A 10,502-nucleotide genomic window follows, 5' to 3' on the forward strand; every position below is an offset into this window, starting at 1 on the left:
CGGAGACATCGCCAGAACGAAAGTGTTCAAGCTTTTTCGCACGTTAGGCAGATATATACCGCAAATCAAACACGAAACGGGCTTATCACCCTTGTGCCGCAACGGATTCGGTTGTTCAAGACGGTTCAACGGTCCTCTTCGGGGATCCGACCCTCGTCGAGGTCCGCAGTGAACCGCCCGAGCCGCCTTGCCGCGTCGGCGAGATCGTGCTTGGCCACGGCCGTAATGACCAGCAGCTTCCGGGTCAGCGCCATCCGTACGCCCTCCGGGACTTGCAGTTCGCGCACTCTTGTGTGCGCTTCCTTGAGCTGGTTCGCGACCGCCGTATAGAGCTGGAGTTGGCCGTCGTGTTCCATGCACAGATTGTGCCATCTGGGGCGAGTTGTCGCCTGCCCAGGGTGCAACTGCCGCCTCCCGAAGCCTTCTCGGGGCATCGGCGGGCCGCCGGACCGACAGTCGTCCGACCTGGCAACTCCCGGTGTGGAGCGGCGAGTTGAGCCGATGCGCGACCGCTCGCGAGACCGTTCGGGCGCAGACATGGCTGTACCCCCGATCGTGGCGATCGGGGGTACAGAGGGGGCGTTGGGTGGCCGAAACCCGACGGGTCCGGCCGCCGTGGATCAGGCCTGGAGCGTCCGCGGCTTGTAGGCGGGCCGCTTGGCCTCGTAGGTGGCGATGTCACCCTCGTTCTGGAGGGTGATGGAGATGTCGTCCAGCCCGTTCAGCAGCCGCCAGCGGGAGTTCTCGTCCAGCTCGAAGGAGGCGGTGACGCCCTCGGCGCGCACCTCGCGCTTCTCCAGGTCGACGGTGATCTCGGCCTGCGGGTCCCGCTCGGTCAGCTCCCACAGCGCGTCCACGACCTTCTGGTCGAGAACCACCGTGAGCAGCCCGTTCTTCAGCGAGTTGCCCCGGAAGATGTCCGCGAAGCGGGAGGAGATCACGGTCTTGAAGCCGTAGTTCTGCAGCGCCCAGACGGCGTGCTCACGGGAGGAGCCGGTGCCGAAGTCGGGGCCGGCGACCAGGACCGTGGCGCCCTGCCGCTCGGGCCGGTTGAGGACGAAGGTCTCGTCCTTGCGCCAGGCCTCGAACAGCCCGTCCTCGAAGCCGTCCCGGGTGACCTTCTTGAGCCAGTGAGCAGGGATGATCTGGTCGGTGTCGACGTTGCTGCGGCGCAGCGGGACGGCCCGGCCGGTGTGGGTGGTGAAGGCTTCCATGGTTCTCAGACTCCAGCGGGCGCGGGGACGTCGGACAGGTCGGCGGGCGATGCCAGGTGGCCCAGGACGGCGGTGGCGGCCGCGACCTGCGGCGACACCAGGTGCGTACGACCGCCCTTGCCCTGCCGGCCCTCGAAGTTGCGGTTCGAGGTGGAGGCGGAGCGCTCGCCCGGGGCCAGCTGGTCGGGGTTCATGCCGAGGCACATCGAGCAGCCCGCGTGCCGCCATTCGGCGCCGGCCTCCTTGAAGACCACGTCCAGGCCCTCGGAGACGGCCTGGAGACCGACCCGCACGGAGCCCGGGACGACCAGCATCCGTACGCCGTCGGCGACTTTGCGGCCCCGCAGCAGGTCGGCGGCGGCGCGCAGGTCCTCGATGCGGCCGTTGGTGCACGAGCCTACGAAGACGGTGTCCACGGAGATGGCGCGCAGCGGCTGGCCGGCCTCCAACCCCATGTATTCCAGGGCCTTTTCGGCGGCGAGGCGCTCCGAAGCGTCTTCGTACGAAGCGGGATCGGGGACGGACGCCGAAAGCGGCGCGCCCTGGCCGGGGTTGGTGCCCCAGGTGACGAACGGGGACAGCTCGTCGGCGTTGATGACGACCTCGGCGTCGAAGACCGCGTCCTCGTCCGTGCGCAGGGTCTTCCAGTACTCGACCGCGGCGTCCCAGTCGGCGCCCTCGGGGGCGTGCGGGCGGCCCTCGAGGTACGCGAAGGTGGTCTCGTCGGGGGCGATCATGCCCGCGCGGGCACCGGCCTCGATCGACATGTTGCAGATGGTCATCCGGGCCTCCATCGAGAGCTTCTCGACGGCGGAGCCGCGGTATTCCAGGATGTAGCCCTGGCCGCCGCCCGTACCGATCCGGGCGATGATCGCCAGGATCAGGTCCTTGGCGGTGACACCCTCGGGCAGCTCTCCCTCGACGGTGATGGCCATGGTCTTCGGGCGGGCCAGCGGCAGCGTCTGGGTGGCCAGCACGTGCTCGACCTGCGAGGTGCCGATGCCGAACGCCAGGGCGCCGAAGGCGCCGTGCGTGGAGGTGTGGGAGTCGCCGCAGACGACCGTGGTGCCCGGCTGGGTCAGGCCCAGCTGCGGTCCCACCACGTGGACGACACCCTGCTCGACGTCGCCCAGCGGGTGCAGCCGGACGCCGAACTCGGCGCAGTTCTTGCGCAGCGTCTCCAGCTGGGTCCGGGAGACCGGGTCGGCGATGGGCTTGTCGATGTCCAGCGTCGGGGTGTTGTGGTCCTCGGTCGCGATGGTGAGGTCGAGTCGGCGGACCTTACGGCCGTTCTGCCTGAGGCCGTCGAAGGCCTGCGGGCTGGTCACCTCGTGCAGCAGGTGCAGATCGATGTAGAGGAGGTCGGGCTCGCCCTCGGCGCGCCGGACGACGTGGTCGTCCCAGACCTTCTCCGCGAGTGTCCTACCCATCGCTTTCCCTCCGGCCGGCAACGGTTCATGCCGGCACAACTAGAGATCTTGAGGAAGCGGCGCCCACGCCCCTGATTCGGATGATTTCGGGCACCCACCGCCAGGCTCGTCGGTCTGCGAGCCGCTGTGTGATTCAAGGGTGGCGCGTTCCACGGAAAATTGAACTTGCGTTTCACAGAGTGAGACGTGAATATCGTTGCATGGACAACAGTAGCGGCGTCGGCGTTCTGGACAAGGCGGCCCTCGTCCTGAGCGCTCTGGAGTCCGGTCCGGCCACCCTCGCGGGTCTGGTCGGTGCCACCGGACTGGCACGACCCACGGCCCACCGCCTGGCCGTGGCTCTGGAACACCACCGCATGGTGGCACGCGACATGCAGGGCCGGTTCATTCTCGGGCCCCGTCTCGCGGAACTGGCGGCCGCGGCGGGCGAGGACCGCCTGCTCGCGACGGCCGGCCCGGTGCTCACGCACCTGAGGGACGTCACCGGCGAGAGCGCGCAGCTCTACCGTCGCCAGGGTGACATGCGCATCTGTGTGGCCGCGGCGGAACGGCTGTCCGGTCTGCGGGACACCGTCCCGGTGGGCTCCACGCTCACGATGAAGGCCGGTTCCTCGGCGCAGATCCTCATGGCCTGGGAGGAGCCCGAGCGGCTGCACCGGGGCCTGCAGGGCGCCCGCTTCACGGCGACGGCCCTGTCGGGTGTACGGCGCCGCGGCTGGGCCCAGTCCATCGGTGAGCGCGAGCCGGGTGTCGCGTCCGTGTCCGCGCCCGTACGCGGCCCGTCCAACCGCGTGGTGGCCGCCGTCTCCGTCTCCGGCCCGATCGAGCGTCTGACCCGCCACCCCGGCCGCATGCACGCACAGGCGGTCATCGACGCCGCCGGCCGCCTGTCGGAGGCCCTGCGCCGCTCGGGCTGAGCGCCGCGGGGATCGACGGAACACCTCGGGCACGCATCCGAGGAGGGCCCGCCCCGACGCCGCGGCAGGCCCTCCTCGATCCCCCGTGCCCCCCTGGTCTCTCCGGCCCCTCGGGTCACCCCGCCTCGCGGGCCGCCTTCGCCGAGCGGTACGCGAACCGGTCCTTCGCGTACCGGCCGCGCTGCTCGAGCGGCACCTGACCGTGCGCCTTCGCGAGGCCGAAGGCCGGCATGTCGAAGTAGATCGACTCGTAGGAGCCCTCGGCCGCGATGTACGCCTCGTGCCACCGGCCCACGTGTCCGCGCAGCCTGCCCTGGCGATCCTTGCGGTTGAGGTCCGCCCAGACCCGGTGGTGGGACATGTCCGGCGACGTCGCGTAGGCGTACAGCTTCTCCTTGGACTCCCAGTACTGCACGACGTAGTACGTCCGCGGCGAGGCCGTCAGCATCACGCGCTCCAGCAGCCCCCGGTCACGGTCCCGCGCAAGCTCCCCCAGCATGCGGAACATCGACAACATGACCGGCAGCCACTGGTGCACCGCCCAGAAGTGGTTGATCCGCATGCCGATGAGCAGCACCACCACATCACCCTCGGCCGCCGCGGTCGTATGGCCCGGCACCGGCTTCGCGAACATGACGGTTCCCCTCGTCAGATAGCGCCACTATCCTTCTGGCGATGCTTGGATAGTGGCACTTCCCAAGGAAAGGCGCAAGAGATGCGACTGGCGGAGCTGAGCGAGCGCAGCGGTGTGGCCACGGCGACGATCAAGTACTACCTGCGCGAAGGGCTGTTGCCGCCCGGCCGTCAGATCAACGCCACAACGGCCGACTACGACGAGGAGCATCTGCGCCGGCTGCGGCTGGTGCGGGCGATGATCCAGGTGGGCGGGGTCCCGGTGGCGAAGGTGCGCGAGGTGCTCGGGCACGTGGACGACGACTCCCTGGGCACCTCGATCCGCCTGGGCGCGGCCATGTGGGCGGCGCTGCCGCAGACGCCGGAGCCGGACGAGGACGACGAGTACATCCAGACCGCAGACCAGGAGGCCACCGCACTCCTGGACCGGCTCGGCTGGCAGAACGCCAAGCGGCTCTCGTCCATCTCCCCCGCGTACCGCTCGCTGGTGGTGGGGGTGGCCGCGCTCTGCCGGCTCGGCTACGGCTGGGGGGTCGAACTGCTCGTGCCGTACGCCGAATTGATGCACCGGACAGCCATCCTCGACCTGGACAACCTGGAGATGTACCCGTCGGCGGCGGAACGGATCGAGTTCGCGATCCTGGGGTCGATCCTCAACGAGCCGGTACTGCAGGCGCTGCACCGGCTGGCCCAGGAGGAGGAGACGACGCGGCGCTACGGCTTCGAGTAGCCGGTGCCGGGCACGACGAAGGCCCTCCGCCGAAGCGAAGGGCCTTGCTGTGGTACCCCCGACCGGATTCGAACCGGCGCTACCGCCTTGAGAGGGCGGCGTGCTAGGCCGCTACACAACGGGGGCGTGGACACTGCGTTTCCGCAGGTCCGAGCTGGTCTACCTGGACTCGAACCAAGACTAACTGAACCAGAATCAGTCGTGCTGCCAATTACACCATAGACCAATGATGGTTTAGACCAGTCAGTACCCCCGACCGGATTCGAACCGGCGCTACCGCCTTGAGAGGGCGGCGTGCTAGGCCGCTACACAACGGGGGCCCTAGCGATCCTGCATCGACGACGGTGGGAGCTACCCGGGCCGTCCTCGCGGGAAGGATCAGTACCCCCGACCGGATTCGAACCGGCGCTACTGCCTTGAGAGGGCAGCGTGCTAGGCCGCTACACAACGGGGGCTTTGCAGATGAGCTCTGCGAGCTGGCCTACCTGGACTCGAACCAAGACTAACTGAACCAGAATCAGTCGTGCTGCCAATTACACCATAGGCCACTGGAACTCAAGCCCCTGCGGGGTTCTCGTTCTAGTTTCGCTCCTCGGGGCCCGGCCTCTCGGCCCGCTTCCCTCGGCGCAGGAAGAACATTACCTGAAGGTGGACGGGGCTCCAAAACGGGTATCCGAGCGGACGATCCCGGGGAGTTCGGCGAGGGTCGTGATCCGGTGCGTCGACGGCCCGGCGGCATCCTCGGTGTACCGCCCGCCGCGGTCGATCCACACCGACAGCAGCCCGGCCCCGGCGGCACCGCGCCCGTCGATCTCCGGATGGTCGCCGACGTAGGCCACTTGGTGCGGGGGCAGGCCGAGCGCGTCGCAGGCCGCGAGGAAGGCACCGGCCTCGGGCTTGGAGACGCCCAGCTCGGCGGCGCACAGCACGGCCTCGAAGCGGTCGCGCAGGCCCAGGATGCGCAACTTGTGCTCCTGGACCGTGACGCTGGAGTTGGACAGGACCGCGTGCCGATGGCCGGCGGCGAGGTCGTCCAGGACGGGCAGCACGTCCGGGAAGAGACTCCAGGCGGTCTCGTAGTGGCCGATGTAGCGCTGGAACCAGGCGTCGGCCTCGGCGTCGCTCAGCGGTGTGTCCAGGAACACCCGTACCCGGTCGCGCCGCTGTCCCTCGAAGGTGGCCTCCCCGGCCGCGTACCGCGCCCACTGCCGGTCGGTGATCTCCCGCCACCGCGCGAGGGCCCGCTCCGGGTCTCCGTACTCGCCGAGCAGGCCCTCCGCCGCCAGATGGGCGCGCATCCCCTCACGGTCCGCGGTCGTGTAGTCGAAGAGGGTGTCGTCCACGTCCCATACGACGGCTCGGATCGTCATGCCACCGACCGTACCCCGTGCCCCGTCAGCCGACGGTCGTCGTGCCGGTCAGGGGCAGGTTCCGGCCCTGGCCGTCGCGGGGCTCGGCGGTGAGCTTCCAGGTGAAGGCGGCGCGGGCGGCCGGGGCGCCGCCGTCCGTCGTCCCGTCCCAGGCGGGACGGACGGCCGCGCCCGTGGAGGCGCCGGTCAGGGTGCGCACGGCCCTGCCGGAGGCGGTGGTGCGGGTACGGCTGAGCGCGATCTCGCCGGCCGTATCGCCGCGCGGGAAGTCGGTGATCTTCTGCACGCCGGGCGTACCGCCGTTGCAGAGCACGTAACGGCCGGTGCCACCGGCGATGCGGCCGCGGGAGTCACCCGTCTGCACGCTCGGCAGGGAGGCGGTGTCCAGGCCGGTCCCGATCACGTACTCGTGGCCGAAGGAGTCGGTGAACAGATGGGCGACGCGTCCGTCGCCGAGTGCCTCCATCTGGGGGGCACGAAGGGCGGCGCCCGAACCGGACGCCGCCCTGTCGCGAGAGTCGTGCTCTACGTGGAGACTCTCTACGTGGTGTCGCTACGCGGAGAGCTTGGCCAGCGCCGCGTCGATGCGGGCCAGCGTGTTCTCCTTGCCGAGGACCTCAAGGGACTCGAACAGCGGCAGGCCGACCGTACGGCCGGTGACGGCCACGCGGACCGGGGCCTGGGCCTTGCCGAGCTTCAGGCCGTGGGCCTCGCCGGCGGCCAGGACGGCCTCCTTGAGGGACTCGGCCGACGTCCAGTCCGCGGACTCCAGCTTCTCGCGGGCGGTACGAAGGAGGGCGTCGGAGCCTTCCTTCATCGCCTTCGTCCAGCTCGCCTCGTCGAAGACCGGCTCGGCGAGGAACAGGAAGTCCACGTTGTCGGTGATCTCGGAGAGGACCTTGAGGCGGGTCTGGGCGTGCGGGGCGATCGCCTCCCACTTGGCCTCGTCGAAGTCCTCGGGCGCCCAGGGGGCGAACGGGGCCTTCAGCCAGGTGCGGCAGCGCTCGGTGAACTCCTTCACGTCCAGCATGCGGATGTGGTCACCGTTGATCGCCTCGCACTTCTTCAGGTCGAAGCGCGCCGGGTTGGGGTTGACGTCGGAGATGTCGAAGGCGGCGACCATCTCGTCGATCGTGAAGATGTCCTGGTCGGCCGAGAGCGACCAGCCCAGCAGGGACAGGTAGTTGAGCAGGCCCTCGGGCAGGAAGCCCTTCTCGCGGTAGAGGTTGAGGGACGACTCCGGGTCGCGCTTCGACAGCTTCTTGTTGCCCTCGCCCATCACGTACGGCAGGTGGCCGAAGGCCGGGGTCCGCTTGGCGATGCCCAGCTCCGTCAGCGCCTTGTAGAGCGCGATCTGGCGCGGGGTGGAGGAGAGCAGGTCCTCGCCGCGCAGGACGTGGGTGATCTCCATCAGGGCGTCGTCGACCGGGTTGACCAGCGTGTACAGCGGGGCGCCGTTGGCGCGCACGATGCCGTAGTCCGGGACGTTCTCCGGGGTGAAGGTCAGCTCGCCGCGGACCAGGTCCGTGAAGGTGATCGTCTCGTCGGGCATCCGGAAGCGGACGATCGGGGTGCGGCCCTGGGCCTTGTACTCCTCGATCTGCTCGGCGCTCAGGTCGCGGCAGTGGCCGTCGTAGCCGGAGGGCTTGCCGGCGGCGCGGGCGGCCTCGCGGCGGGTGTCCAGCTCCTCCTGGGAGCAGTAGCAGTGGTAGGCGTGGCCGCCGTCCAGGAGCTTCTGCGCGACATCCTTGTAGATGTCCATGCGCTGCGACTGACGGTACGGCGCGTGCGGGCCGCCGACCTCGGGGCCCTCGTCCCAGTCGAAGCCGAGCCAGCGCATCGCGTCCAGCAGCTGGTTGTACGACTCCTCGGAGTCGCGGGCCGCGTCGGTGTCCTCGATGCGGAAGACCAGAGTGCCCTGGTGGTGCCGGGCGAACGCCCAGTTGAACAGGGCGGTGCGGACCAGGCCCACGTGGGGGTTACCGGTGGGCGAGGGGCAGAAACGGACGCGTACGGGGGAGCCGGATGCGCTAGCCACGCTTGACAACCTTGTTGGTGAGAGTGCCGATGCCTTCGATGGTGACGGCGACCTCGTCGCCGACGTTCAGGGGGCCGACCCCCGCGGGGGTGCCGGTGAGGATGACGTCGCCGGGGAGCAGCGTCATGGCCTCGGTGATGTTGACGATCAGGTCCTCGATGGAATGGATCATCTCGCTGGTGCGGCCGAGCTGGCGCTGCTCCCCGTTGACGGTGAGCTGGACGGTCAGGTCGTTCGCGCGGGCGAGGTCCAGGTCCGTCTCGACCCAGGGGCCGAGCGGGCAGGAGGTGTCGAAGCCCTTGGCGCGGGCCCACTGCTTCTCGCGCCTCTGCACGTCGCGGGCGGTGACGTCGTTGGCGCAGGTGTAGCCGAGGATGACGTCCTTGACGCGGTCGCGCGGCACCTCGCGGCACATCCGGCCGATGACGACGGCCAGCTCGGCCTCGTGCTGGAGGTCCTCGGTGAAGCGCGGGTACTGGATCTCGTCGCCGGGGCCGATCACCGAGGTGGAGGGCTTGAAGAAGGCGAACGGGGCGTCGGGCACCTCGTTGCCCAGCTCCCTGGCGTGCTCGGCGTAGTTGCGGCCGAACGCCACGACCTTGTTCGGGAGCACCGGCGGGAGCAGTCTGACCTTGCTCACCGGCACCTTCGTCCCGGACAGCTCGAAGTCCGCGAACGGGATGCCCTTGATGATGTCGAGGACGAGTTCGTCCTGCTTGTCGCCCTCGACCGCGCCGAAGGCGACGTTCCCGTCGATGGAGAACCTGGCGATGCGCACGGGATCCTTGCGCCTCTCCTTGAGAACCGGCGTACTGACGCCCCAGGTTAACCGGTCGGGCCGCGCCGTGTTCGGCCGGTGCGGCGCGACGGTCCTGGCTTTCCGGTCCCGGGAAACCGGTGTGACGGAATTCCGAATTCCGTGGGATTCGCGCGATCCGTGACCGAAACCGCCCTTGCTCGACCCGGATACGGATCCCGGTATCACCCCCGGAAAACCTGTCGGCTTTTCATCGAGAACGAGGTTCCATGCGGGCATCCGGAGAACCGGCGCCCTCGCCGTCGCGACTCCGGCGGACGTCGTCGCGCTCCCGGGCACGGCGCCGCTCGCGCACGCGGCCGCGGGGCCCTACCGCCTGACCGAGTGAAGAACCGGGGATCCTCTTCCACTGCGACGGACGTCCGGGAATGCCGAAGAAATCCGCTCCGGCGGCCGCCTCGGACCGTCGGTACGCGATATCGGACCAATATCGGACAAGGACGTCGTGGGCCGCTATGAATATCATCCGCCGCCGCATCCGTCCGCCCCGGAGCGGAAACTCGGCGCGGGCCTACGCCGAGTGCTCCACGGAAATCGGGGGCCCGGAAATCCGGCAGGCGGACACGGCCGGACGACGTACCGGGGAAGACGACGCACCGGGGAAGGGGTACGCGTACGCCTCACCGGCGGACCCCTTCCGGAGTCGTGGCTCACCGCCGAGGCGCGGATCCGGCCGGGATGATCCGCGAGCGCATCGGGGTGCCGTGCCGGCCGAGGACGCTTTGAACGCAAAAGGGAGTGCGGCCGGGAAGATCGTCGCGGGTGCGTGATCTCCGGACCGCGCTCCACGGGCGTGCCGGGGCCCGGCGTACCAGGGGTCGGCGTACGGGCCGTGCCGAGCGCTCGGCTACTCTCCGGCCTCGGCACCCACGCCCGCCGGGACCTCCATCAGGACGGTGCGGCGCGGGTTGGCGGTCTGGGCCGGGAGGTCGACGGTGTGCTCCGGCAGCTCGGGCGTCTGCAGCTCGTCGGCGTCCTCGAGGTGCGCCAGCGTCGTACGCCGCGGGTTGGCTATGTTGCGGAACATCATCGTCGTCTTCACCGTGGTCGTCCTGTGGGGTCGGGTCGGCAGATCTGCTCATCCTGTAAAGCGCCAGGCTAAACATCCAATTCCCCGCCACAGCCGCGAACTGCCCTGGATCTTCATGTGAGTTTGCTCACGGACTCGCGGGCATACCGGTCAATTCCGACTCCCAACTTCCCCTAGCGAAACGGACATTGACTCCCTGAAGCCACCATTCCGCTCCTGATCATGGCGACTGGGACACGCCGAACCGATCGGCAACTCGCAGGGAAACGTCCGCTTTGCGACGGAAGGGCTTCCACGGTTCGTGACAGCGGCATCACAACCTG

The 10,502-nt window shown here is 69.1% G+C and carries 11 protein-coding genes and 5 tRNA genes; 2 read left to right on the forward strand and 14 right to left on the reverse strand.

All coding sequences use genetic code 11. From position 1 onward, the window contains the following. Positions 1-125 precede the first annotated feature (125 nt). The 3 genes from ACWD5D_RS21445 to leuC all read right to left on the reverse strand — a co-directional run bounded on the left by ACWD5D_RS21445 (position 126) and on the right by leuC (position 2,644). Positions 126-356, reverse strand: coding sequence for an SCO5555 family protein (locus ACWD5D_RS21445; protein WP_451374317.1), 231 nt, complete (start codon positions 354-356; stop codon positions 126-128). Between the two features lie 264 nt (positions 357-620). Beyond that, a complete protein-coding gene (gene leuD, locus ACWD5D_RS21450; protein ID WP_451374318.1) occupies positions 621-1,214 on the reverse strand; it encodes a 3-isopropylmalate dehydratase small subunit in 594 nt (197 codons plus the stop codon). A gap of 5 nt (positions 1,215-1,219) precedes the next feature. Continuing rightward, positions 1,220-2,644: a 3-isopropylmalate dehydratase large subunit gene (leuC, locus tag ACWD5D_RS21455; RefSeq protein ID WP_451374319.1), complete on the reverse strand. Its 1,425-nt coding sequence runs from the start codon at positions 2,642-2,644 to the stop codon at positions 1,220-1,222. Positions 2,645-2,844: 200 nt separating this feature from the next. On the opposite strand from leuC, the gene ndgR reads away from it, so the two are divergent. Then, positions 2,845-3,561, forward strand: coding sequence for an IclR family transcriptional regulator NdgR (ndgR, locus tag ACWD5D_RS21460; protein WP_145883474.1), 717 nt, complete (start codon positions 2,845-2,847; stop codon positions 3,559-3,561). A gap of 115 nt (positions 3,562-3,676) precedes the next feature. Here the strand turns inward: ndgR and ACWD5D_RS21465 are convergent, their stop codons facing one another. Then, positions 3,677-4,195: a DUF4188 domain-containing protein gene (locus ACWD5D_RS21465; protein ID WP_451374320.1), complete on the reverse strand. Its 519-nt coding sequence runs from the start codon at positions 4,193-4,195 to the stop codon at positions 3,677-3,679. 81 nt (positions 4,196-4,276) lie between these two features. Here ACWD5D_RS21465 and ACWD5D_RS21470 point away from each other — a divergent pair, with 81 nt between their 5' ends. Then, entirely contained in the window at positions 4,277-4,924 is a 648-nt protein-coding gene (locus ACWD5D_RS21470) for a MerR family transcriptional regulator (RefSeq protein ID WP_451374321.1), read from the forward strand. A gap of 50 nt (positions 4,925-4,974) precedes the next feature. Here the strand turns inward: ACWD5D_RS21470 and ACWD5D_RS21475 are convergent. The 10 genes from ACWD5D_RS21475 to ACWD5D_RS21520 form a co-directional block, all read right to left on the reverse strand. Next, positions 4,975-5,050: transfer RNA gene (locus tag ACWD5D_RS21475), tRNA-Glu, on the reverse strand. Positions 5,051-5,078: 28 nt separating this feature from the next. After that, positions 5,079-5,150, reverse strand: a tRNA-Gln gene (locus ACWD5D_RS21480). Positions 5,151-5,171: 21 nt separating this feature from the next. Then, positions 5,172-5,244: transfer RNA gene (locus ACWD5D_RS21485), tRNA-Glu, on the reverse strand. A 62-nt stretch (positions 5,245-5,306) separates the two neighbouring features. Further along, positions 5,307-5,379, reverse strand: a tRNA-Glu gene (locus ACWD5D_RS21490). 21 nt (positions 5,380-5,400) lie between these two features. Then, positions 5,401-5,472: transfer RNA gene (locus tag ACWD5D_RS21495), tRNA-Gln, on the reverse strand. 90 nt (positions 5,473-5,562) lie between these two features. Then, complete coding sequence (locus ACWD5D_RS21500) at positions 5,563-6,294, reverse strand: HAD family hydrolase (RefSeq protein WP_451374322.1); 732 nt, start codon at positions 6,292-6,294, stop codon at positions 5,563-5,565. 25 nt (positions 6,295-6,319) lie between these two features. Then, a complete protein-coding gene (locus tag ACWD5D_RS21505; protein WP_451374323.1) occupies positions 6,320-6,760 on the reverse strand; it encodes a hypothetical protein in 441 nt (146 codons plus the stop codon). 87 nt (positions 6,761-6,847) lie between these two features. Continuing rightward, positions 6,848-8,332 (reverse strand): glutamate--tRNA ligase, encoded by a 1,485-nt coding sequence (gene gltX, locus ACWD5D_RS21510; RefSeq protein ID WP_451374324.1) that lies wholly within the window; start codon positions 8,330-8,332, stop codon positions 6,848-6,850. Continuing rightward, positions 8,325-9,110, reverse strand: a complete 786-nt coding sequence (locus ACWD5D_RS21515) for a fumarylacetoacetate hydrolase family protein (protein WP_451374325.1) — start codon at positions 9,108-9,110, stop codon at positions 8,325-8,327. The genes gltX and ACWD5D_RS21515 overlap by 8 nt, the downstream gene beginning before the upstream one ends. Before the next feature lie 886 nt (positions 9,111-9,996). After that, positions 9,997-10,191 (reverse strand): hypothetical protein, encoded by a 195-nt coding sequence (locus ACWD5D_RS21520; protein WP_451374326.1) that lies wholly within the window; start codon positions 10,189-10,191, stop codon positions 9,997-9,999. Between the last annotated feature and the right edge of the window lie 311 nt (positions 10,192-10,502).

It is taken from the genome of Streptomyces sp. NPDC002520, from assembly GCF_053595235.1.